24 protein-coding genes are annotated in these 22843 nt (G+C 46.1%); 3 read left to right on the plus strand and 21 right to left on the minus strand.

From position 1 onward, the window contains the following. Positions 1–12 precede the first annotated feature (12 nt). The 14 genes from H7F26_RS04080 to H7F26_RS04145 all read right to left on the minus strand — a co-directional run bounded on the left by H7F26_RS04080 (position 13) and on the right by H7F26_RS04145 (position 12659). Positions 13–396: an ATP synthase subunit I gene (locus H7F26_RS04080; RefSeq protein ID WP_003186016.1), complete on the minus strand. Its 384-nt coding sequence runs from the start codon at positions 394–396 to the stop codon at positions 13–15. A 400-nt stretch (positions 397–796) separates the two neighbouring features. After that, the gene (gene upp, locus H7F26_RS04085) at positions 797–1426 is read right to left on the minus strand and encodes a uracil phosphoribosyltransferase (RefSeq protein WP_003186017.1); all 630 of its coding nucleotides are present in this window, start codon (positions 1424–1426) and stop codon (positions 797–799) included. 126 nt (positions 1427–1552) lie between these two features. Beyond that, the gene (gene glyA, locus H7F26_RS04090; RefSeq protein ID WP_003186018.1) at positions 1553–2800 is read right to left on the minus strand and encodes a serine hydroxymethyltransferase; all 1248 of its coding nucleotides are present in this window, start codon (positions 2798–2800) and stop codon (positions 1553–1555) included. Between the two features lie 225 nt (positions 2801–3025). Beyond that, a complete protein-coding gene (locus H7F26_RS04095) occupies positions 3026–3568 on the minus strand; it encodes a TIGR01440 family protein (protein ID WP_003186019.1) in 543 nt (180 codons plus the stop codon). Between the two features lie 15 nt (positions 3569–3583). Continuing rightward, the gene (gene rpiB, locus H7F26_RS04100) at positions 3584–4033 is read right to left on the minus strand and encodes a ribose 5-phosphate isomerase B (protein ID WP_003186021.1); all 450 of its coding nucleotides are present in this window, start codon (positions 4031–4033) and stop codon (positions 3584–3586) included. A gap of 142 nt (positions 4034–4175) precedes the next feature. After that, on the minus strand, positions 4176–4631 hold the full coding sequence (locus H7F26_RS04105; protein WP_009329759.1) for a low molecular weight protein arginine phosphatase: 456 nt from the start codon (positions 4629–4631) through the stop codon (positions 4176–4178). 150 nt (positions 4632–4781) lie between these two features. Beyond that, positions 4782–5342, minus strand: a complete 561-nt coding sequence (locus H7F26_RS04110; protein ID WP_003186024.1) for a manganese efflux pump MntP — start codon at positions 5340–5342, stop codon at positions 4782–4784. Between the two features lie 74 nt (positions 5343–5416). Beyond that, positions 5417–6460, minus strand: coding sequence for an L-threonylcarbamoyladenylate synthase (locus H7F26_RS04115; RefSeq protein WP_009329761.1), 1044 nt, complete (start codon positions 6458–6460; stop codon positions 5417–5419). 157 nt (positions 6461–6617) lie between these two features. Beyond that, positions 6618–7061, minus strand: coding sequence for a GNAT family N-acetyltransferase (locus tag H7F26_RS04120; RefSeq protein WP_003186027.1), 444 nt, complete (start codon positions 7059–7061; stop codon positions 6618–6620). Between the two features lie 343 nt (positions 7062–7404). After that, positions 7405–8070, minus strand: a complete 666-nt coding sequence (gene spoIIR, locus H7F26_RS04125; protein WP_003186028.1) for a stage II sporulation protein R — start codon at positions 8068–8070, stop codon at positions 7405–7407. 119 nt (positions 8071–8189) lie between these two features. Next, entirely contained in the window at positions 8190–9374 is a 1185-nt protein-coding gene (locus H7F26_RS04130; protein ID WP_009329764.1) for an MFS transporter, read from the minus strand. 76 nt (positions 9375–9450) lie between these two features. Continuing rightward, positions 9451–10497: a Gfo/Idh/MocA family protein gene (locus H7F26_RS04135; RefSeq protein WP_003186031.1), complete on the minus strand. Its 1047-nt coding sequence runs from the start codon at positions 10495–10497 to the stop codon at positions 9451–9453. 13 nt (positions 10498–10510) lie between these two features. Next, positions 10511–11359 (minus strand): HAD-IIB family hydrolase, encoded by an 849-nt coding sequence (locus H7F26_RS04140; RefSeq protein ID WP_009329766.1) that lies wholly within the window; start codon positions 11357–11359, stop codon positions 10511–10513. Continuing rightward, a complete protein-coding gene (locus H7F26_RS04145) occupies positions 11346–12659 on the minus strand; it encodes a DegT/DnrJ/EryC1/StrS family aminotransferase (RefSeq protein ID WP_009329769.1) in 1314 nt (437 codons plus the stop codon). Before H7F26_RS04145 ends, H7F26_RS04140 begins: the two co-directional genes overlap by 14 nt. 106 nt (positions 12660–12765) lie before the next feature. Here H7F26_RS04145 and H7F26_RS04150 point away from each other — a divergent pair, with 106 nt between their 5' ends. Next, positions 12766–13755, plus strand: coding sequence for a LacI family DNA-binding transcriptional regulator (locus tag H7F26_RS04150; RefSeq protein WP_003186038.1), 990 nt, complete (start codon positions 12766–12768; stop codon positions 13753–13755). Between the two features lie 332 nt (positions 13756–14087). On the opposite strand, the gene prmC is transcribed toward H7F26_RS04150, so the two are convergent. Further along, positions 14088–14954, minus strand: coding sequence for a peptide chain release factor N(5)-glutamine methyltransferase (prmC, locus tag H7F26_RS04155; RefSeq protein WP_003186041.1), 867 nt, complete (start codon positions 14952–14954; stop codon positions 14088–14090). A 2-nt stretch (positions 14955–14956) separates the two neighbouring features. Beyond that, a complete protein-coding gene (prfA, locus tag H7F26_RS04160) occupies positions 14957–16027 on the minus strand; it encodes a peptide chain release factor 1 (protein ID WP_003186043.1) in 1071 nt (356 codons plus the stop codon). Positions 16028–16162: 135 nt separating this feature from the next. Here prfA and H7F26_RS04165 point away from each other — a divergent pair, with 135 nt between their 5' ends. Then, complete coding sequence (locus H7F26_RS04165; RefSeq protein ID WP_009329773.1) at positions 16163–16546, plus strand: SMU1112c/YaeR family gloxylase I-like metalloprotein; 384 nt, start codon at positions 16163–16165, stop codon at positions 16544–16546. 136 nt (positions 16547–16682) lie between these two features. Then, on the plus strand, positions 16683–17243 hold the full coding sequence (gene racA / locus H7F26_RS04170) for a chromosome-anchoring protein RacA (protein WP_017474073.1): 561 nt from the start codon (positions 16683–16685) through the stop codon (positions 17241–17243). 54 nt (positions 17244–17297) lie between these two features. On the opposite strand, the gene H7F26_RS04175 is transcribed toward racA, so the two are convergent. From H7F26_RS04175 to rho, 5 genes are all read right to left on the minus strand, one after another. Next, a complete protein-coding gene (locus H7F26_RS04175) occupies positions 17298–18254 on the minus strand; it encodes an AEC family transporter (RefSeq protein ID WP_017474074.1) in 957 nt (318 codons plus the stop codon). 178 nt (positions 18255–18432) lie between these two features. Next, positions 18433–20136 (minus strand): oxaloacetate-decarboxylating malate dehydrogenase, encoded by a 1704-nt coding sequence (gene malS, locus H7F26_RS04180; protein WP_003186049.1) that lies wholly within the window; start codon positions 20134–20136, stop codon positions 18433–18435. A 338-nt stretch (positions 20137–20474) separates the two neighbouring features. Then, positions 20475–21059: a thymidine kinase gene (locus H7F26_RS04185; protein WP_003186050.1), complete on the minus strand. Its 585-nt coding sequence runs from the start codon at positions 21057–21059 to the stop codon at positions 20475–20477. A gap of 78 nt (positions 21060–21137) precedes the next feature. Further along, on the minus strand, positions 21138–21338 hold the full coding sequence (gene rpmE, locus H7F26_RS04190; RefSeq protein WP_003186051.1) for a 50S ribosomal protein L31: 201 nt from the start codon (positions 21336–21338) through the stop codon (positions 21138–21140). Between the two features lie 127 nt (positions 21339–21465). Then, entirely contained in the window at positions 21466–22749 is a 1284-nt protein-coding gene (gene rho / locus H7F26_RS04195; protein WP_003186053.1) for a transcription termination factor Rho, read from the minus strand. Between the last annotated feature and the right edge of the window lie 94 nt (positions 22750–22843).

Raw genomic sequence — 22843 nt, forward strand, 5'->3', positions numbered from 1 at the left:
TTCAAAGGGTTTTCACCTCTCTTCCATTGATGAACGTTTTAGCTGGATAAAGGAATCTATCATAATGACAGGATAAATTGTCATCAACCCCACAATGACGCCTGCCAAATGAATATATTCAGGGTATTTATAAGCAATGGCCGCCGCGATAATGGCGTTGCACAATCTGGAAGCAGTCCCGAGAGAACGGATCATTTTGCCCTTTGCCACTGCTTTATCGAAGGCCTGCATCCTTTTGGCCAGCAGCCAGAGATTGAAATAGCTGAAAACAGTGCCGGTAATCAGGCCTAAAAAAATTGCCTGATATGGCAGAAATCCATAGCCTAACACGCAGACTGCTAAAATATATAGGACATATTTTTGTTGCCTACGGAATGAAAGACTCGCATCGGTCATCAAATACGCTCCTGATGTGAAAATTTTAAATCTATCTTACGATTACGGTAAACTAGGCGGTCTGACCATTTTACAGAACGTAGTGTTCTGCTCAAGACTTCACACAGTCCGAAAATTCTTGGGCCGGTGATCTGTCTGTCGCCTGCAAATATGGGGTTTTCAAAGGATTTTAACAGAGGACTGGTCATTATGATAACCGCTATGAAAACCTTATCATAATAGCCTATTTTAGCATACAATAGCCCCCCTGAGGTGTCAATCTGTTTAAAGTTAAAAAACTATTCATAATCACAGCAGCTCTCACAAAATGTTCACAAATTCGCCTCATTTAAGACGCACACATGTTTAATTATGGTATAAAACACAAAAAAAGAAAACCCTTTTTCAGGATTTTCTTACATTATTTCGTTCCGAACATGCGGTCTCCGGCGTCGCCCAATCCGGGAACGATATATCCTTTTTCATTTAGTTTTTCATCCAGAGCGGCAATGTAAATGTCAACGTCAGGATGATGCTTCTGCACTTCGTCTACACCTTCCGGGGCAGCGATCAGACACATAAAGCGGATATTTTTTGCGCCGCGTTTTTTCAAGCTGTTCAGCGCCTCTACCGCCGAACCTCCGGTTGCCAGCATCGGATCGACGACGATGAATTCGCGTTCTTCAACATCGGATGGAAGCTTGACATAATACTCAACAGGCTTCAATGTTTCAGGATCACGGTAAAGCCCGACATGTCCGACTTTTGCAGCAGGAATCAGCTTCAAAATTCCGTCTACCATTCCAAGCCCTGCTCTCAGAATCGGAACAACCCCGAGTTTTTTTCCGGCGATGACGTTTGACTTTGCCATTTGCACAGGAGTCTCTACATTCACTTCCTCCAGCGGCAGGTCTCGCGTAATCTCAAATGCCATCAGCGTTGCAACCTCATCAACAAGCTCTCTGAATTCTTTCGTTCCGGTCTTTACGTCCCGGATGTATGTAAGCTTATGCTGTATAAGAGGGTGATCAAACACATATACCTTTCCCATATCCGTCTTCAGCTCCTTTTTTCACACACTTCTATTGATTCTACATAAAAAAACAGCTTGTTTCAACAAAAATCAGGAGACAATTTTATGAAAAAAGCCGCCCCTTTTCGGAGCGGCGCAAATATCTTAGTAATCAAGCCCGGTATACAACGGGAATCTGTTTGTCAGCGCTTCTACACGCTGTTTTGCTTCTTCAAGTTTCGCTTCGTCTTCATGGTTTTTAAGGGCAAGCGCAATGATCGCTCCCACTTCTTCGATCGCTTCCAGATCAAAGCCGCGGCTCGTCACAGCTGCTGTACCGACGCGGATTCCGCTCGTAACGAAAGGTTTTTCAGGATCATAAGGAATCGCGTTTTTGTTGACGGTGATGCCGACTTCATCAAGTACATTTTCAGCCACTTTTCCGGTAATGCCGAGAGAGCGCAGGTCGACCAGCACAAGATGGTTATCCGTTCCGCCGGATACGAGCTCGATACCCTCTTTTTTCAATGTTTCAGCCAAGCGCTTCGCATTGTTGATGACATTTTGGGCATATGTTTTGAATTCGTCCTTTAAAGCTTCGCCAAAGGAAACAGCCTTTGCAGCGATCACGTGCATTAACGGTCCGCCTTGAATTCCAGGGAAGATCGACTTGTCAATTTGTTTCGCAAACTCTTCACGGCAAAGAATCATGCCGCCGCGCGGTCCGCGAAGCGTTTTATGAGTTGTCGTCGTCACAAAGTCAGCGTAAGGAACAGGATTCGGGTGAAGACCTGCTGCTACAAGTCCGGCGATATGCGCCATGTCCACCATCACATAGGCTCCGACTTCATCAGCGATTTCGCGGAACTTTTTAAAATCGATGGTGCGCGGATATGCGCTTGCTCCGGCCACGATCAGCTTAGGCTTATGTTTGAGCGCCTTTTCACGGACATCTTCGTAATCAATATACTGCGTCTCTTTATCAACGCCGTATTCAACGAAGTTGTACTGAACACCGCTGAAGTTGACAGGGCTGCCGTGCGTTAAATGTCCGCCGTGAGCAAGGTTCATTCCCAACACAGTGTCACCGTGCTCCAAAATCGTGAAGTATACCGCCATGTTCGCTTGTGCGCCGGAATGCGGCTGAACGTTGACGTGCTCGGCGCCGAAAATCTGCTTGGCGCGGTCGCGCGCGATATCCTCTGCCACGTCTACATGCTCACAACCGCCGTAGTAGCGTTTACCAGGATATCCTTCCGCATATTTATTAGTTAAAACCGAGCCTTGAGCTTCCATAACCGCTTCGCTTACAAAGTTTTCAGAAGCGATCAGCTCAATCTTCGACTGTTGACGTTTCCGCTCATCTTGAATGGCGCTAAAAACTTGTTCATCTTGCGCAGGTAAATGTTTCATCAGCGAGATCCTCTCCTATCTGTTTCCATTTCGTTAATTATACCATCTCATTGTACACGGTTTTTCATGCAAATGTAAGAGATTATTTTTAAAATTCGTTTTTTATTATTGGAAAAACCGAATATTAAACGAATAGACAAATCATATAGTTCGATATATCATTTGTTTAAAAAATTATTCTAATAAAGAAAAAAGCCTGTCCGGCTCTTCCCCCCGCTTCTTCCGCTACTCCGCTTCATAGACGGCGCGGACGCCTCCAATCAGCTTCGGCCTTGTCCGCGCAAGCGTCACGTGCGCTTCGCCTAGCTGTTTTTGAGAGACGCGGACAGGAACGGCAACAGGCTTTAAATGCATTCCTATAAACGTGTCGCCGATGTCGATCCCCGCATCGGCCTCTATTTGTTCAACAAGAACAGGAGCCTTCATATGTTTATAGGCATATGAAGCCATCGATCCCCCCGCTTTCGGGACAGGAATGGCGAAAACAACGGGAAGACGGTATGCTTTCGCCGTTTCTTCCTCGACAACCAACGCCCTGTTTAAATGTTCGCAGCACTGAAAAGCGAGGGCGATTCCTGTTCTGTCCCTGAGCTCTTCCAGTCCTTTGTAGACCGCTTCAGCGATTTGTTCGCTTCCCGAAGTGCCGATGCGCCTTCCGGCCACCTCGCTTGTGCTGCAGCCGATGACGACGATGTGGCCTTCGCGCAAATTCGCTTGCTGATGAAATTCATCTAATATAGAACGCCATGTCTGTTCAAGATTTTTCATGATTGACGACACCCTTTATTCATGCTTGTCTTCATAATCGGCGATTTTTCCGATGCGGACGGCGTGCCGCCCGGCTGAAAACTCAGTCGTAAGCCAAACCTTTGCAATCTCTCTCGCTAAACCAGGGCCGATGACCCGTTCACCCATCGCAAGAACATTCGTGTCATTGTGCTCTCTTGTCATTTTGGCGCTGAAAACGTCGTGGACAAGGGCGCAGCGGATGCCTTTTACTTTATTGGCGGAAATGCTCATGCCGATTCCTGTTCCGCATATTAAAATGCCTCTGTCGGCTTCCCCGTTCGCCACTTTTTGCGCGACCGGAAACGCATAATCCGGGTAGTCCACAGATCCTGAACCGCATTCGCAGCCGTAATCTTCGTATTCGATGTTCAATTCGTCCATCAATGCCATAATTTCTTTTCTGATATTGATTCCGCCGTGATCTGATGCAATGATTACTTTCATTGGAATGACTCCTCCTCGTTTAATGTGCCGCCAAAAGTCTCGCAGAAACCGTTAAGCCAGCATACAGCCGTTATATACTTCTGATTGATCATGTCTATTGTACCCGCTGCCGCTTGATTTGCAAACGCTCCTTAGCCAGCTTCTATTCCTGAGATTTCTTCGCAAGCATTTCCGCCAATTTTCTCAGCAGCTGCTCCAGCTCATCTCTCGTTCTTTGATAGTCGCTGAGAGAACCGCCGAACGGGTCAATAATGTCCCCGCCATCTCCATTAACATACTCTTTCAGCGTATAGATCTTATCTTGGCTCTTTGAAAATTCATGTACTGCCAGCTGCTTGTGCTGCTCTGTCATCGTCAGAACAAGATCAGCCCATTCCACCTTCTCCTCGGAAAGCTGTGAAGATGTATGATTCAGAGCGATGTTTTTTTCAAAAAGCGCTTCGACAGCATATAAAGAAGCTTTTCCGTTTTCAGGAGCAAACAACCCGGCAGATTTGACGGAGACATCCAGATTTTTTTCGGCAGCCGCAGATTTAAAGAGCGCTTCGGCCATCGGGCTGCGGCACGTATTTCCAGTACAGACAAATAATATGTTCAATCTTGTTCACTCCTTTGTTTCATATTATAAAGGATTCAGACGGAAAATAATAAAATCCGCTCCAGAAATCAAAAAAGAGGGGATCTCCCCCTCTTTTTCTAAGTTCCATTATGTTATGCAAAACAGAAAAAAGATTTTCCCATCTTTCAATTAAATGGGCAGCAAAAGCTTCAGACCGAAGCTCAGCAAGATGGCTCCTCCGAGCGCTTCGCTGTAGGCGCCGAGCCACGTTTGAACCTTTTTTCCAAGCAGAAGGCCCGCCCAAGTTAACACCATGCTGAACAAACCGAACAGAAAGATCGTTAATATCGGTTTCGTTCCGTAGAGGCCGAGGCTGAGACCGACTGAAAAGCTGTCAAGGCTGACGCCGACGGCAAAAACGAACAAGCCGAAGCCGTGCGGAGAGATGATCTGCTCCCCGCTTTTATTAAAAGATGCGACAATCATCTGAATGCCCAGCACCAATAAAAGAGCTCCCCCAATATATCCCGCCAGCGCACCAAGCGCACCCGAAAGAAACTGTCCCGCAATCATTCCGCCAAGCGGCATGATGACATGGAACAATCCAATAATGACGCCGATTTGAAAAACCTGGTTCCTTTTCAGCTTGGCCATTCCCATTCCAAGACCGACTGAAAAGGCATCCATGCCGAGTGCAAAAGCCATCATCGAAAGCGTCAGGATTTCGCCTATTAACACATCAACATTCATGCAATTCCCCCTTGGACACGCCAGCTTTTCTAGCTTATGCACGTCCAAAGGCAGATAGAACACCCCCGCTTAGGCTACGCTTCGATTACGCGGTGGCCGGCCGCTTTCAACAGCCGGTTCATAATCGCCCGGCCCACTCCTTCCTCAGGAAAAGACTCCGCAAAAATAAAATCGAGACGTTCTTCATCAAAGCTGCGGAGAACGTCATACAAACCGGCGGCAACCGTTTCAAGTCGGTCTCTTCTGCCGCAGATGCGGACGGCATCGGCCTGATAGACATCGGCCCGTTCCTCTGTCGTAAGGACACCGACTTTCATCCCGTCTTTCTGATATTGGTCGATCAGCCGTTGAATATCCTCAACTCCCCCGTTCACAATAGCAAGAGGTGCTTCCGGTGCATAATGCGTATATTTCATCCCGGGAGACATAGGCGCCTTTTTTTCGTCGGTGAGGCCCTGGTCAATCAAGACGGGGCCGGCCGCTTCTTCGAGCTGCTCTTTTGTGACGCCGCCCGGCCTCAAAATGACCGGAATTTCACCGGTGCATGAAACAACTGTTGATTCAACCCCTACTCCTGTAGGGCCGCCGTCAACGACACCCGCAATCCGTCCATTCAAATCGTTGACGACATGCTCGGCTTTCGTCGGACTCGGTTTTCCGGACAGATTTGCGCTCGGGGCAGCCACCGGAACGCCGGCCTGTCTAATCAGCTCAAGCGCCACAGGATGATCAGGCATTCTAACCGCGACCGTGTCGAGCCCCGCCGTCACCCTTGTGGATAACACCCCGGGCTTGCACGGCAGCACAAGGGTCAGCGGCCCGGGCCAAAAACGCTTCATCAGCATTTCGGCCTGAGGCGAATCAACTTCCGCAAATTCTGCAAGCTGTTCAATTTCAGCGATGTGGACAATGAGCGGATTGTCGCTCGGCCGCCCTTTCGCTTCGTATATTTTAGCTACTGCTTCGCTGTGTTTGGCGTTTGCACCAAGACCGTAAACAGTCTCTGTCGGAAAAGCAACCGTTTCATTTTGCTGAAGCAGTCTTGCCGCCTGTGCAATTTGTGGACAGTTTGTGGACAAATCGCGTTTTACATCCACAGTCCATACTTTTGTTTTCATTAACATCAAAACTCCCTTAACAAAACACTAAAAACGTTAATAATTCATGTAAATCATGTTGAAAGTATAAAAGATGAAAGAAAAGAAAACAAGCGTTGTCCACATTTTGTGGATAACGCTTTTGAATCCGTGGATATCTCTGTGTATAAGTTAACGGCTAATTTGACGTTTTCTCCATTAAAACCGCTCCGTTTACGTTCAGTGAGTCTGAAACATGCTCGGATTCATCCAGCTCATCAGGAATTGCCGCAGCTTGTTTAAAACCGAGCACTTCAAGGAAATCCATCGATGTTCGCTTATTGGCTACTAAATAAAGGGTTTGGATTCCTCGCTTTTCGCACAATACCTGCATGCTTTGAAACAAGGAAACGATGTGGCCTTGGCTGAGCTTGTCAGACACGACAAGCGAGCGCAGCAGTCCTTTTTTGTTTTCAAATTCCTCCATTCCGAGGCAGGCGACGATTTCATCGGGAGGGTCTTCCATCATGATAAACTGGCTCTTCGCTTCCTCAAGACCCTTATGGCTTGTCCCCGCCTTTTTTAAAAATGCTTCGATCGCATTCATGTCTTTCGTTTCCGCTAACCTCAATTGGTAGAACATCTTTTCACCCCGTTTTTTAACTTCTCTATCCAATCTATGAGGGCGACAGTAAAATATACCTTTTGATTTGGAAGAATGCCGGCTATTCATTTTTCAATTTTGATTAGCAGGAACCAACGCTTTGAATGAGTATGCAAATGAACGCTGTACTGGTGATAAGACAGTTTCTCTTCTGCCGGCAATGTGATTGGCACATCAGAAAGGGGCAAAAGGTGTATATCCGAAAAGCAGTATTTCCCCTGAACCGTTTTGGAAAATTATATCATATTCAAAAGCTTCAATAACCATCATGAAAAAACAAACAGTAAAAAACCGCCCTGCACACGAAAGCAAGGCGGTCCTTTTAAGAAAAAAGCCCGGTAATCCATTCGACAAGAAAAAATTTCACTTCTTTGTCTTCTTTATCTTTATCTATGCCAGATACCGTTTCATCCGCCGCGTCTGTTTTTTCTTCCCGGCGGTCTTCTCCGGCAGCGGTTTGTTCGTCTTCAGGCGACTTTACGGCTTCCCCATTGGAAAAATCAAGAAAGCAAAGTGGCGGAAACAGGACGCACCACCAGTTGGCTCCCTCTCCCTTGCCTAATGTAATTAAAACAGCCTCATATTCTCCGGCCGGATACACCATATTGCCGTATAGCTTTGTCGGAAATGAAACACGATCAAAACGGACAGACACGGATTGCCGAACATTTTCGCGTTTCATGACATCCATGGCAACCTCTTGGATTTCAGGCAGCTTCGACCTGATGACTTGTCTCGCTTCCTCAACCGAGGTCAGGTTTTCCACCCATTTCGTAATTTGTTTATTGACCTCATCCCTGATTTTGCGTTTGACGCTCTGGTCGCTCCCGCTGTCGCTGTTTGCCAAAATCCGCAGCCGAATCGCTTCATCAGGAATCACGGCAGGCTGCCCGCCTGATGATTGGGCAGTCTCTTCCGTCGTGAGATTTGCAAGCGCTCCTATTAATAAAAGAAAAATATACATACAGGCAATGTTTGATTTCTTCATTTTCCCCACCGTTCCTCTCGTTCTTCAACCTTTTCTAGCAATATTATGGTCAAAGATGGAACGGTTTAAACGGCTGCTGAAAAAAATCCTACTAAGCTTGTAATCTCTTCCTAATAAATCTACATATCCAAATGACTCTGCTTGTTTTTTTGCAGGCCGGATAAAAAAATCACCGCGCTGATCGCCAGCAGCAAGCCCCCCAATCCGCCGAACAGCAAAAACGGGAAGACAGCGGCTGCGCTTGCATCAATCGCCCAGCCGATCAAGAATGAAAGAAGCGCTCCTCCCAGACTTGCGGACGAAATGAAGAGACTCGTGATTTCCTCTGTAAAAGGCTTTCCAGCCAACGAGGCAAGAGTGACGGCGCACGGAAAAATGCCGGCTGCCGACAGCCCGATGAAAAATACGAGGAGCAGCTGTGTTTGATGAACCGGAAACCACGCGAGAATCAAAAGCAAAACAGTCAAGGCTCCGGCGCTGAAGATCAGAAAGCCAACGGAAGTTATGCGTCCGCCAAAAATACTTGTCAATAAACGTCCGCATACCATTCCCGTCCAAAAAAACGTGACGCTGATCACGCTGATTTCTTCAGCCCCTTTTTCCAGCATCAGCGCCGGCAAAAAGTTTGCGAAATTGGTCTCGATACCCGCATACACAAAAGCGAATATGAGAAAGAGGAAAATGTTTTTTTCTTTCCTTCCGGTTTCAAATATGGCTGATACAGTCGGTTTTTCCTGATAAGCCATCTGACCGGAAGCAGTGCCGGGGGTTTTTCTGCGCAAATAAACCACCCACATACACGCGAGCACAAAAACGAAGATAAATAAAGCATACAAGGGGAAATGCCAGGCATATCGTTCCGTAAGGATATAAATAAGAAAAGGAAACAGCAGCGCGCCTAATCCGAAAAAAACCTCTAAAATATTCATCCCTTTCGCATTTTTATCTTGCGCAATCACATACGCCCCCATCGTCGTTTCTAAAGTACCCGCGCCAAAGCCGAGCAAAAATCCCATGATGACAAAAAAGATGAACATATCAAAAAGGAAAACACCTAAAAGCGTAACGAGAATAAGAAGAAGGCCAAACGTCAATACAGCCGTATGAGAGGTGCGTCTGACAAACATCGGCGCAAGCAGGACGCCGTTTAGAAAACCGGTGAATTGGAAAAAGATCAGGAAGGATAGATCATGAAGATCCCGTTGATATTCTTGAATGATGTACGGTGACAGGCTCCCCAGCAGAATATGGATAACCCCTACTAGAAAATAAAACGAACAGCCGAATAGAAATATTTTTTTCATTAGACTCACTCCTTCGTTGCAGACCATAAAACCCTTGCGGCTTGGGTGGCACAGCCGGCAAGGGTCTTTCGCAATGCTAGTTTGCTTGTTTTGAAAGGGACAGCTGCTGACCTTTATTGAAAAATTCATTTAAGTAGAACTGCGTCTTGTATCCATCTTCAAAAGTGGCAAGAGATGCAAAATTGCGATCCCGAATTCCGTTCATCCATTGGATCAGCTGAACTCTGAAGGAATCGGCCCATCCGTAAAATTCATTTTCAGGGTCTGTCAGCCACGTGTCCGGCATTGTTATCATCTGCTCCGTCAATCCGGCCCTCAGCAAAAACTGATTTTTCTGCCGTGAATGATAGTAAAATACGCCGTTTTGGCCGTTGACCTCGATGCTGAAGCCGCACTCATCCGATTTTGTGCATTTTGACGTAATCATATTGACAAACACATGATTTTCAAGCTGGCCGTATACTTCTGAATGATCATCAACATATACCTGTTTTTGTTCTTTTTCTTTGACGACCGTCATCATTTTGACTTTTAAACTGTCCAGTTTAAACGGGCTGTCGAACAAATAGAGTATGAGATCGATTAAATGCACGCCCAAATCTCCTAATGCCCCGCTCGTTTTGTTGCTTTTCGAATGATCGCGCCAAGTATATTTTTTTCTTCTCAAGGCGCTGTTTTTCTTAAAATGGACATTGATGGACAAAATATCTCCAAGTTCATTGCCGGATATCATATCTTTTAGGCGCTTAACGAATGTGAGATGGCGGTAATTGAAGCCCATGATCGGAATATAAGCGGATTGAGACGCCCTGCTTTTCATCTCCTCCGCTTCTTCCATTGAGACAGCCATCGGTTTTTCACACAATACATACTTCCCTGCAGCCATCGCTTCAAGCGCATGTTCTTTATGGCAAAAGTTCGGCGATGAAACGATGACTGCCGTCGACTGATTCAACAGCTCCTGCATACTGGTAAAGGCAGTTCCTCCGTATTCAAACGCACATTTACGAGAGGCAAGCGAGTTGATATCAAAAAACCCGGAAAGCTCGGCACCTTTGACTGTTGAAAGAGCTTTCGCATGGGCTTTTGCAATTCCTCCGGCTCCTATAATTCCGATTTTCATCTAAGGACACTCCTTATCGTTTGATATGGGCTTTTAGCACTTCTAAAATTCCAGCCGTATAGCTGCCTTCTGTCATACGGGAATGGAGCGACTTGGCTTCTGCTGTCGCATTCCCCACCAGATAACCATGTCCGGTTTTTTTAAGCATATCCACATCGTTTCCGCTGTCGCCGAAAGCAAATGAATTCTCCCTCTCTATCGCGAATTTATCCAATATAAAATCCACAATGTACGGTTTGCCTGTCCGCAAGGGGATAAAGTCCACATCATAGCTGTTTTCCGGATCGCCTGCCAAAGGGTTGCAGCGATTGATATTTACTCCTATTCCATGCTCTCTTGCAAGCCGCCTGATGGCTTCAAGCGCCCTCTTATCTATGCTCTCATCCAACGATTTATAGTAATAGTTGATTTTATAGCGGGAAAAGCCATGCTGAGTCTGAGGCACAAGCGCAATCTCATATTTTTTAGAGAGAGTCTGCTTGATTTCTTCGACCAGATCATGGGAGAAATTTGATTCTTGCAATCGGGCTTCCCAATCTTTATCAGAGACTTGGCCTTCTTCAGAGAAATAAGTGATTTCAGTGCCAAGGTCACCGGCGACAAAATGCGGAAGATATCGAAAGCCTCCCCGCTTCATTTTTGCAAGAACGGATGACAGGCTGCTCCCGGTCACCCAGCCGAGCAAAATCTTGTGATCAAGATGGTGCGAATGAATAAATGTTTCAAGGTCCATGAGCGCTTTTCTCGATTCATCGGTGATGCTGTGGGCGAAATATGTCTCATCAAAATCGCAAAATACGGCGTACTTCGGCTTGTTTGCTTGCTGCAAGGTGTGAAAAGAAAGTGTTTCATGATACGACATCAATTAAGGCCTCCATTACTTTGTCTTGTTCTTCTACGGTGAGCCCCGGATAGAGAGGAAGCTGAAGCATTTGTTTATGCACTGATTCAGTGACCGGCAGTGATGTGTGCCGATAATTGGCTTTTACAAGTGGTGTGTTTTGATGATGGGATAAAATCGGGTAGTATATATCTGTTTGGACATTATGAAATTTAAGCATCATATCTTTGACTTGGTCACGATTTCCGTTTAGTATTTTAATTGTAAACAAATGCCATACATGATCATCGGTCATTTGAGGCAATTTGATCAGACCTCTGTCTTCATACTGCTGCAAATGCGCAATATAACGATCTGCTAAATATAAGCGCTTCAGATTATTTAAAGAAAGATATTTCATCCTTGCCAGTCCAATAGCGGCTTGCAGATTATCAATCTTAGCGTTAAAGCCGTAGTCAGCCGCCTTTTTATTTTTTTGATTCAGTTCAAAGCCGTGATACATATATTCCATGCATGCGGATGCAAATGATGGATCATCCGTCACAATTGCGCCGGCTTTTCCGCAAGTGCCGAGATTTTTATACGGATTGAAGCTTAATATGGAGCAAAGGCTGTTTTTTCCCAGATCGGAAACGCCGATCGCCTGGCAGGCGTCTTCAATAATCGGGATGCCGTATTTATCAGCGGTTTTTGCAATGGCTTCCATGTCAGGCAGCTTTCCATAAAGGTGTACAGGCAAAATGCATTTCGTTTTCAAAGTGACACATGCTTCAATTTCTGAAGGATCCATGCAAAATGTAACAGGGTCAATATCGCAGAAAATCGGAGTGCCTCCAGCTGCGAGCACGGCGTTTTCCGTTGCAGCAAAGCTGTTTGCAGGCATAATGACTTCATCACCTTGTCCAACACCCGCAGCCTTCAGCGCGACAATCATGGCATCGGTTCCGCTGGATGAAGCCATGACATGCTTTTTGCTCAAAAAAGCAGCTATTTCAGCTTCAAATACGCCAACATAAGAACCGCTTGTAAATTGCCCGGTCGGCAGCACGTCTTTCACCGCATGAACCACGTCATCTACTTCTTCTTCTGTGATCAGTCGATGAAGCGGCATAAAGTCAACTCTGGAGGGCGGGGAATCCATTCTGTTCAGCAAATTGGCGGTTATGTCGAATTGATCCTGCTGCAATGTCTCTTTTAATTTTTGATTGGCCAGTGTGTCGTCTATACGGCATTCACCAGCGAGCTTTCCTTCCTTCAAATCATTCAGAAGGACAAATAGCTGTTTGCTCGTGCAAGTCATGTTTTCGTTTGCGGTTTTCATCAATTTCACCCCATTTTTATTATTTTGGGAAATTGTCATATTTCATGACATATCTTAAATGATGGAATCGATACCATAACAACTCTTTTTTTCAGGAAGTGACTTTATGCCTACGATTGACGAAATTGCAAAATTAAGTAATGTGTCAAAAACAACTGTTTCAAGAGTACTGAACGATCATCCCTATGTATCTGAAGAAAAAAGGAAGCGGGTTTTGGAAGTCATCGAAAAATTGGACTACATCCCGAACACGTCTGCACGAAAGCTCAGATCCAACAAAACGATGTTTCTCGCAGTGTCTGTCCCACACGCGGACCACCCCTTCTTCGCTCAGCTTATGAAGCATATGTCCGCTGAAGCGCTGAAACACCAATACAAAGTCATTGTGTTTCAGACGTTTTATCAAAAGCAGAATGAACTGAAAGTACTGGAGCTGCTCAAGAGGAAAGAAGTCGACGGCGTTATGCTATGCAGCCTTGAAAATGAATGGGAAGACATCAAAAAATACGTCAAATACGGTCCCGTGGTTATGGCAAATGAATTCCACGCCGAAGCGGACGTGCCGGTGATCTGCTATGACGAATTCGAAGCCGGATATAAAGGAACGGAGCTTTTTATTCAAAAAGGGCATCATTTAATGGCCTTTTGCTGTGACACGATACACAGCAAGGCCCAGATTATGAGAAAAGAAGGGTTTATGAAAGCATTGTCTGATGCAGGTTTGCGTTTCCAGGAGAAGTGGATGTTCAGCCACGCATTTACCATTCATGACGGCTTCCGCATTATGGACCAGATCCACAACATGTCCGAAAAGCCGACCGCCATTTTTACGGGAAACGACCAAGTGGCCGCAGGAATTATTAAAAGGGCCCGATATTATCAATATGAAGTGCCAAAGCAGCTTGCAGTGCTTGGATATGACAATCAATCGATCTGTGAGGTGACCGATCCGGAAATCACGACAATCGATATACCTGTTGAAGAGCTGGCTCAAAAAGCCGTATGTGCAATGGTAAACCTTCTGAATGGGGAAAGCGGCTTACAGAGGGATGTCGTGACACTGTCCCCTGCATTAAAAATAAGACAATCTGTTTAGTATATATATTAATCTTGAACTATTTTTTATTTTATTCAGATAAAAATTTTGTTAAAAAATGGTAAAGCACGCCGCCAGAACGGTCAAGGCTGCGGTTCCTATTTTCCACCGGGAATTTGAGCCGCCCCCCTTTTGTTCGACACACTTAACAATTGGAGGCGCAGTTTTCTAATGGCTAAATTTACAGCTGAGGAACTAAAGGGTAATTTGCGGGGAATGAAGGGCATAAACGGATCAAGATCAAATGAAAAGGCATGAGCCTGGTACAATACCGGAATCATGCCAGTTAAACTGTTTCATGACATTTTATTGTCTAACTTTTGGAGTCACTTTTAACTATGTTGTTCAATTACCGCGCAGACGATGCGGTCTTTTCCATTAAGATCTTTCTTCACCCGCACGTCAGCATCAGGAAAGAACCGGTGAAACATGTCTTTAACGGCATTCCCCTGAGTCCAGCCGATTTCAAACACCACCAGTGCCTGATCTGCGATGACAGATGGAATTTCCTTCATGAAACGCTTATAAAACTGCAATCCGTCAGCACCGTCCGTTAAAGCCCCGGCGGGTTCATGGAGACGGACGACATCTGACAGCGTCCTCATGTCTTCCTCGGATATATAAGGTGGATTCGAAACGATGACATCAGCTTTCTTCTGTCGCGCGATAAGCGGTTCAAGCAAATCACCGCAGAGGAAATCCACTTTCGCCCCAAGCCGGTCAGCGTTGTGTCTTGCGGTACTTAAAGCTTGTTCCGAAATATCCGTCGCCGTGACGGAAAAACGCGGGCTCTCAAGCGCAAGGGTCACTGCAATCGCCCCGCTTCCTGTACCGACATCGACAGCTTTAAGACGATCTGTCCCGTGAAAAACTCTTTCCGCTTCGGAAAGGACAGCTTCAACGACTTCCTCTGTTTCAGGACGCGGAATCAGAACGTGTTCATTTACCGAAAATTCCCTTCCGTAAAAGGACTCTTTTCCGGTGATATATTGAACAGGCACTCCTTGATGATGAAGCTCGACAGATTTTTTAAACCTCGCAAAATCAGACTCTGATATGACATCATGGAAGCTTGCCAACAGTTTGCTGCGGTCGATGTTCAGCTGATCTGTCAGCAAAATTTCCGCGGCATTCCGGTCTCTTCCCGCTTCCGTCAAATAAGAAGAAGCCCACCTGAGGGCTTCAAAAATTGTTTTCATGTTTAGCTCTCCGCCTGCTGAAGCTTGCTTGCCTGATCCTCTACAATCAGGGCGTCAATCACTTCATCAAGCTTGCCTTCAAGGATTTGGTCGAGCTTTTGGATCGTCAAGCCGATCCTGTGATCGGTAACGCGGTTTTGCGGAAAGTTATACGTGCGGATGCGCTCAGAGCGGTCTCCTGTTCCGACGGCGGATTTCCGGTTTTGATCATATTCAGCCTGAGCTTCCTGCTGAAATTTGTCGTAAATTCGCGCGCGCAGAACCTTCATCGCTTTTTCTTTGTTTTTGATCTGAGATTTCTCATCCTGGCAAGACACGACAACACCTGTCGGAAGGTGGGTCAGACGGACGGCTGACATCGTCGTATTGACGCTTTGCCCTCCCGGACCGCTCGATGCGAAGGTGTCGACGCGAATGTCTTTTTCATGTATATCGACTTCTACCTCTTCCGCTTCAGGCAGGCAGGCTACCGTTGCCGTGGATGTATGGATGCGCCCGCCGGATTCGGTCTCTGGAACGCGCTGTACGCGGTGTGCGCCGTTCTCATACTTCAGCCTTGAGTATGCGCCGTTCCCATTGATCATAAAAATGATCTCTTTATATCCGCCTGTACCTGTCATATTCGCTTCCATCACTTCTGTTTTCCAGCCTTGGAGCTCTGCGTAGCGGCTGTACATGCGGTAAAGGTTGCCGGCAAATAAAGCGGCCTCTTCTCCGCCCGCTGCGCCGCGGATTTCCATGATAACGTTTTTGTCATCATTCGGATCTTTAGGGATCAGCAATACCTTCAGCTGATCTGTGAGCGACTCGATTTCTTCCTGCAGTTCGGAAATCTCCTCTTTCACCATCTCGCGCATGTCGGAGTCAAGCTTTTCTTCAAGCATCGCTTTAGCATCGCTCAGCTGTTCCGACGCGCTACGATAACGTCTGTATACTTCAACTGTTTCCTGTAAATCAGATTGTTCTTTCGAATATTCTCTAAGCTTCTTCGGATCGTTGACAACCTCCGGATCGCTTAATAGTTCATTTAATTTTTCGTACCGGTCCTCTATCGATTTTAAACGGTCTAACACGCTATTCACCTCTGTTTGCTGTGCGTAACATTCTAATTATAGTATAGGGACTCTTCCCCGTCAAAACAACTTCGCCGTTATCGGCAGCAGCCGCGTCTTTTTGCTATACTTTTAAGAAAAAAGGAGCTTGACTCAATGCTGGAATCGATTCATCACATCGCCATCATATGCTCGGATTATGAAGCATCCAAAACATTCTATGTCGACAAGCTCGGACTTGAGATTCTGAGCGAAACGTACAGAAAGGATCGGGAATCATATAAACTGGACCTCTCATTAAACGGCCGCTATGTCATCGAACTGTTTTCTTTTCCGGATCCGCCCGCACGCCTTACCAGACCCGAAGCTGCCGGACTCCGCCATTTGGCTTTCACGGTGGCCGATCTTGACCAGACCGTCAAGGAGCTCAAGCAAAAAGGCATCACTGCTGAACCGATCCGCACCGATCCCGGGACGGGCAAGCGCTATACGTTCTTCTCCGACCCGGACGGCCTGCCTTTAGAGCTTTACGAAGCATAGCAACGGCTGCACCCTCTGGGGAAAAACCGCTTTCTTTGCCGAATCCCTTCTTCTTTTGTCTAACAGGAAGGAGGCCTTTTCATTCAGGTCGAATACCCTTTTTAATGAACAGTTACAGGTTAAAAGGAGGTATCTTATGAATACTGCTGATGCGGCAAATGAACTGGGGGTTTCAACCAAAACGGTGCAGCGTTGGGTCAAGCAGCTGCAACTGCCCGCTTCCCGAAATGAGCTTGGCCACTACTTTTTCACGGAAGACGATATCGCCATTTTAAAAGAAGTAAAAGAGCAGTTGAAAAACGGTACGCCTATGCAGGATGTCACGGTCAAACGCCCGAAAAAAACCTTCTTCATTAAGAAAAACGAAATGATTCAAACGAAAGAGCCTGCACCGCAATTGAATGAGCGGCTCGAAGAAAGGCTGCAGCGTTTTTTAGAGCATGAACAGCTTGAACGCGAGCTGCTCCAAAAGAAAATCGCCGAGCTGGAAAGAAAGCTGGAGCAAAAAGCGGACGATGTCGTCTCCTATCAGCTTCTGCAGCAAAGGCGCGAACTGGAAGAAGAACGGCAGCAGATCAAGCATCTCGAACAGAAAATCAGCCAATTGGAAAGCATGAACCGCCGGGAAAAAGATACAGCCGGCAGAAGAGAAGAAAAAAAACCAAAGAGCAAATTGAAATCGATCTTCTCTTTTTAAAGCGCAAAAAAGCTTGCAAGGCCATAAACGGCTTCTTGCAAGCTTTTTTCTTACTTATGCTGTAATTGCAATCAATATCGGCAGCGAAATAATCGACAGCACCGCACTGATCACAAACGCGGATGCCGTTTCCGCTTCCTGGCTTTCAAAGTTTGTAGCAATCATGGCCGCCACGGCAGAACCAGGGAATGCCACGAGCAGAACCGCTTTTGTCATGTCAGCGGAAGAAAGGCCGACGACCATCGCGATCACAAACATTAAAGCAGGCTGAGCAGCGACTTTTAATAAAGCGATGCTCAAAGCAGGCATACTGAATTTAATTTTGCGGATTCCGACAGTCACCCCGACTGCGAAAAGGGCGATACCTGAAGTCGTATTTCCGAGCATATCAAGCATTTTCTGCGGCAATTCAGGGATTTGCAGACCGAATAATACAAGAATGATACTTGCAAGCGGTGCAAAAGCGAGCGGTTCAGACAAACCGTGTAAAATTGATTTTCCTGTTACCTTCCAAATGCTGTCTGTCGTTTCCGTTTGTTTTTTAGAAGAACGGCCGACGGTTCCGACGATGATCGCAAGAGGATCAAGCATCGCATTTACGACAATTCCCGTAATCGCGATTGGAATCGCAACTTCCTGCATGCCGAACAGGCTGCCCAATACAGGAATGCCCATAAAGGCGAATGTCGGCTGTGCTGAGTTCAATGAGAACATTGAAGCATCTGTTAAATCGTATTTAAACAAAAATCGTAAAAGAAGCAAAATAATAACGTAAAATCCAACGATACCGATTACCAATGAAATCATAAGCGGAATCTGGCTGTAAAACTTATCTTTTGGCGTTGACAAAATGCTTGATACAAAGTGGGCCGGAAGCGCGTATTTCGTTACGAGCGTACTTACCCCTTTTGCTGATTTAGCATCATAGCTTCCAAAGTGACCCGCAAACCATCCCAGCGCAATAACAAAAAATATTGGCGCAAGGAGGATTAAAATATTTAAAAAGCTCAAGGCTGTTTCCTCCTCTATGTTGTCCCTTTCAGGGACGTATTAACGGCGGCTGATAAACGCGGTCGCCCTGTTACACAGCCGCCGACCCCATTTTTTTCAAATTTGATTGGTGCAGCCCGGTGACAAAACATCCGCACCCGGGCTGCCGTTTCTTTTATCGTTTCCTCAGAACCTAATATTAGTCTTGTTTTGCAACAATTGTTTTATACTCCGGACGCCACATGGCTTCGCGGACAGCCTTTTCGACATCTTCAGGCTGAACTTGGGCCACGCCGTCTTTAATGGCAGCTTTTACAACGTCGATCGCCACTTGAACGGATACGTCTTGCAGGTCGTCGATTTTCGGCAGAAGACCTGCACCCGGCTTTTCATGATCCACCATGTTCGCGACCGCGTTGGCAGATGCAGCAAACATGCCGTTTGTGATGACTTTCGCTTTCGCAACGATTGTACCCAGGCCTAATCCAGGGAATACAAAAGCGTTATTGGATTGTCCGATTTCGTGTTTCACGCCATTGTACTCAACAGCTTCAAACGGGCTTCCCGTCGCCACAAGCGCTTTTCCGTCCGTCCATTTGAACAAGTCTTCAGGAACAGCTTCGGCCAGATGTGTCGGATTTGACATCGGCAGAATCACAGGACGCTCAGTATGAGCCGCCATCTCTTTGATGATTTCTTCACTAAAGGCGCCGGCAACACCTGATGTACCAATCAGGATCGTAGGCTTCACTTGACGGATGACTTCCTCAAAGGAAATCTCTCCCTTTTCATTGCGTTTCCAATCTTTCACTTCTTCCGTATCGCGCAAATACGGTTCTTGGAAATCCATGATTTGATCCATGCCTGTCGTTAATAATCCTCTGTAATCGACTGTCCAGAATGCACGGTTGGCTTCTTCTTCTGAAAGCCCTTCAAGCACCATGGTGTCGCGGATTTGGTCAGCGATTCCTATACCAGCAGAACCAGGTCCGAAGATGACGACCCGGTGGTCTTTCAAAGACGTGCCGGTCTTTTTGACAGCTGCTAAAATCGCAGCCAGCGTGATAGCCCCTGTTCCTTGAATATCATCATTAAATGTTGCAATTTTATGGTTATATTTACTCATGATATTGCGGGCATTTTTATTTCCGAAATCTTCCCAGTGTAGAAGCGCGTTAGGGAAAAGCTTCAATGCTGTTTCGACATAAGCGTCGATAAATTGTTCATAGCGCTCGCCTTCTACACGCGGATGACGGTTTCCGATATAGAGCGGATCGTTTAGCAGTTTTTCATTATTCGTTCCGACATCCAGTACGACCGGGATAACGCGGCTCGGATCGATTCCCGCTGCCGCCGTATATACTGCAAGCTTACCAATCGCAATATTGATGCCTCCGACGCCCCAGTCGCCGATCCCCAAAATGCTTTCGGAATCTGTAGCGACGATCAAATCGATGTCATCAGCAGATGCCTGCAGGTTTTTAAAAGCCGTTTCGATTCCGTCCATATCATCGATTGACAAGTAAACGCCGTGCGGTCTGCGGTATTCGTGGCTGTATTCCTGAATCGCTTCGCCGACAGTAGGCGTATAGACAACCGGAAGCATTTCACGCAGGTGGTTTTGCAATAATTTATAGAAAAGCACTTCGTTTCTGTTTTGCAGATCGTTCAAATATACGTTTTGGCGAAGTCTGTCAGGTTGACGGGAAAATTGTTCGTAAGCCCGTTCTGCCTGCTGATCAAGGCTGAGAACAGTCGGCGGCAGAAGCCCTTCTAGACCGAGGTTCTTTCTTTCTTCAAGAGAAAATGCAACACCTTTATTTAGCGTTGGAATGGAAAGAACGTCTTTACCCCGCAAAGAAGTCTCCAAATGTCCTTCCTTCGTTCTTCTCATGTTGTTCACACTAATTACCTTCTTTCTTAAAATGTTAATGAAGTGAAATAAATACGGTAAACAATATAGAATATTTGCCTTTTTACACATGTAGATTTGTCAAATATGTAACGCGCGTTTTTTGACAAAAAACTGAACATTTCCTAAAACCTATTTACTTTTTACTGACTACAGTAAGTCATTTTATGCCTGCTTTTGTCAAAATTCAAGCGATGAAAATTAGTTAATTTTTTCGTATTCTTAATTAAGTTTTTTAATTACATTAATTCCCGCAAAAAGGATTCAATAAAAAAAACACTTGTTTTTACCAAGTGTTTTCGAGTGAAAATCTATATGTTTTTCCGATTTCATTTCGGGTTTCCAGGCACTTCATGATGGTGGCGGCAGCGCGCTTCATATGCTTCGGAGGCCCCAACCAAAATGACCGGATCGTCATAAGAAGCAGGTTTTCCATTGATCAGCCTCTGCGTGCGGCTGGCTGGAGATCCGCAGACAGAGCACACGGCTTGCAGCTTGGTCACCGTTTCCGCTAAAGCCATCAGATCGGGCACGACGCCGAAAGGCTCGCCCCGGAAATCCAAATCAAGGCCTGCTGCAATCACACGGTAGCCCTGATCAGCCAGAGAAGTTAACGTGCCGACAATCGTTTCGTCAAAAAACTGCACTTCATCGACGCCGATGACATCCGTTTCTTTGCTTATGTATTGAAAAATTTCTTCCGGAGATGCGATGGCATGGCACACAATGGATGTCCCATTATGCGATACAACCGATTCGCTGCTGTAGCGATTATCAATGGCTGGTTTAAACACTTTGACTTCCTGCTTCGCAAACGTCGCCCTTTTGATCCGGCGGATGAGCTCCTCTGATTTGCCCGAAAACATGCTTCCGCATATGAGTTCAAGCCAGCCGCTTTGCTTCATGATGTACATCCAACTAACTCCTCTCCAGCAATTATTGCAAGTAAAAAACAGGCAAGAAGAATCCCTGCCTGTTTATCATATCTATTATTACTTAAGACCGTATTTTTTGTTAAAGCGATCAACACGACCATCAGCAGAAGCGAATTTTTGGCGGCCAGTGTAGAACGGATGGCATTCAGAACAAATCTCAACGCGTACCTCTTCTTTTACTGAACCTGTTTCAAATTCGTTTCCACAAGCGCATTTGACTGTTGCTTTTTTGAACTCAGGATGAATTCCTGCTTTCATGTCTGTCATCTCCTTCCGCCCTGAATCCAATTCGGAAACAGAGTTATTATTCCGGGGCAAAACCTCCGGAACGCACATGATAGAATTATAACAGCGATTCGGACGTTTTGCAAACTAAAGTTTTAAATCAGCGCCTTGCAGCAGACATATTGGCTTGTTTCCATTCCTGGATCAGAATATCGAAAAACTCCTGATTCGTTTTCGTCTTTTTCATTTTTCTCATGAATTTCTCGACGAAGTCAGGCGTGTCAGACATCGTTTTCCGGATTGACCACAGACGATCAAGGTGCTCTTTCGGAACGAGAAGCTCTTCTTTACGCGTACCCGAACGGCGAATATCAATGGCAGGAAAGATTCTTCTTTCCGCAAGAGAACGGTCAAGATGAAGCTCCATGTTCCCTGTTCCTTTAAATTCCTCATAGATGACGTCATCCATCCGCGAGCCCGTGTCGACGAGAGCGGTCGCCAGGATCGTTAAGCTGCCGCCCTCTTCAATGTTGCGGGCTGCTCCAAAGAAACGCTTTGGACGGTGGAAAGCGCCGGGATCGATTCCCCCGGACAATGTTCTGCCGCTCGGCGGAATGACAAGGTTATAGGCGCGGGCAAGCCTTGTAATGCTGTCCATTAAAATGATAACGTCCTTTTTATGCTCAACAAGCCTCATTGCACGTTCCAATACAAGCTCGGCCACCTTGATATGGTTTTCAGGAACTTCGTCAAACGTTGAGCTGACAACGTCTCCTGCAACCGAACGTTCGATGTCGGTCACTTCCTCAGGTCTTTCATCGATAAGAAGCACGATCAGCTCCGCTTCCGGATGATTGGTTGTGATGCTGTTCGCGATCTCTTTCAAGAGCATGGTTTTACCCGCTTTAGGCGGAGCGACGATCAGACCGCGCTGTCCAAAGCCGACCGGCGCCATCATGTCCATGATCCGTGTTGACAGGTGATTCGGCTTCGTTTCAAGCACCATCTGGCGATCTGGATAAAGAGGCGTTAATGCCGGAAAGTGCACGCGTTCTTTTGCTGATTCAGGATCGTCGCCGTTAACCGCTTCAACGTGCAGCAGGCCGTAATACCGTTCGTTTTCTTTTGGAGGGCGGACCTTTCCGGACACTTTATCACCGTTTCTCAAATCAAAACGGCGGATTTGTGAGGCGGAAATATAGATATCCTCTGAACTAGGCGAGTAGTTGATCGGTCTGAGAAAGCCGAACCCTTCGGACTGGATGATTTCCAATACGCCTTCCATGAACAGCAGATCTTCCTGTTCGGCGTTTGCTTTCAGAATGGCAAAAATCAGTTCCTTTTTTGTCAGTTTGCTGTAATAAGAGACTTTATAATGCCTTGCAAGCTCATACAGCTCTTTTAATTTCATATTTTCCAAAGATGAAATGGATACATCTTTCACTAAGAACACCACTCTTTTCTAATCGAATAATTTACTTTGTCTCATCAATTTCACGAAAGACGATTAATGTATACTGCCGATTCGTTTTACCGGC

It is taken from the genome of Bacillus sp. PAMC28748, from assembly GCF_014250415.1.
In the GTDB taxonomy this organism is placed as follows: Bacteria; Bacillota; Bacilli; order Bacillales; family Bacillaceae; genus Bacillus; species Bacillus licheniformis.

Excerpts from the sequence above, each read along its gene's own strand:
- H7F26_RS04140 (WP_009329766.1), bottom strand. The coding sequence starts at position 11,359 with ATGTCGTATCATGAAACACTTTCTTTTCACACCTTGCAGCAAGCAAAC.
- H7F26_RS04150 (WP_003186038.1), top strand. The coding sequence starts at position 12,766 with ATGCCTACGATTGACGAAATTGCAAAATTAAGTAATGTGTCAAAAACA.
- glyA (WP_003186018.1), bottom strand. The coding sequence starts at position 2,800 with ATGAAACATTTACCTGCGCAAGATGAACAAGTTTTTAGCGCCATTCAA.
- racA (WP_017474073.1), top strand. The coding sequence starts at position 16,683 with ATGAATACTGCTGATGCGGCAAATGAACTGGGGGTTTCAACCAAAACG.
- H7F26_RS04130 (WP_009329764.1), bottom strand. The coding sequence starts at position 9,374 with ATGAAAAAAATATTTCTATTCGGCTGTTCGTTTTATTTTCTAGTAGGG.
- H7F26_RS04165 (WP_009329773.1), top strand. The coding sequence starts at position 16,163 with ATGCTGGAATCGATTCATCACATCGCCATCATATGCTCGGATTATGAA.
- H7F26_RS04095 (WP_003186019.1), bottom strand. The coding sequence starts at position 3,568 with ATGAAAAATCTTGAACAGACATGGCGTTCTATATTAGATGAATTTCAT.
- spoIIR (WP_003186028.1), bottom strand. The coding sequence starts at position 8,070 with ATGAAGAAATCAAACATTGCCTGTATGTATATTTTTCTTTTATTAATA.
- rpiB (WP_003186021.1), bottom strand. The coding sequence starts at position 4,033 with ATGAAAGTAATCATTGCATCAGATCACGGCGGAATCAATATCAGAAAA.
- H7F26_RS04120 (WP_003186027.1), bottom strand. The coding sequence starts at position 7,061 with ATGTTCTACCAATTGAGGTTAGCGGAAACGAAAGACATGAATGCGATC.
- H7F26_RS04110 (WP_003186024.1), bottom strand. The coding sequence starts at position 5,342 with ATGAATGTTGATGTGTTAATAGGCGAAATCCTGACGCTTTCGATGATG.
- rpmE (WP_003186051.1), bottom strand. The coding sequence starts at position 21,338 with ATGAAAGCAGGAATTCATCCTGAGTTCAAAAAAGCAACAGTCAAATGC.
- upp (WP_003186017.1), bottom strand. The coding sequence starts at position 1,426 with ATGGGAAAGGTATATGTGTTTGATCACCCTCTTATACAGCATAAGCTT.
- H7F26_RS04185 (WP_003186050.1), bottom strand. The coding sequence starts at position 21,059 with ATGTACATCATGAAGCAAAGCGGCTGGCTTGAACTCATATGCGGAAGC.
- H7F26_RS04145 (WP_009329769.1), bottom strand. The coding sequence starts at position 12,659 with ATGAAAACCGCAAACGAAAACATGACTTGCACGAGCAAACAGCTATTT.
- H7F26_RS04080 (WP_003186016.1), bottom strand. The coding sequence starts at position 396 with ATGACCGATGCGAGTCTTTCATTCCGTAGGCAACAAAAATATGTCCTA.
- prmC (WP_003186041.1), bottom strand. The coding sequence starts at position 14,954 with ATGAAAACAATTTTTGAAGCCCTCAGGTGGGCTTCTTCTTATTTGACG.
- H7F26_RS04135 (WP_003186031.1), bottom strand. The coding sequence starts at position 10,497 with ATGAAAATCGGAATTATAGGAGCCGGAGGAATTGCAAAAGCCCATGCG.
- H7F26_RS04115 (WP_009329761.1), bottom strand. The coding sequence starts at position 6,460 with ATGAAAACAAAAGTATGGACTGTGGATGTAAAACGCGATTTGTCCACA.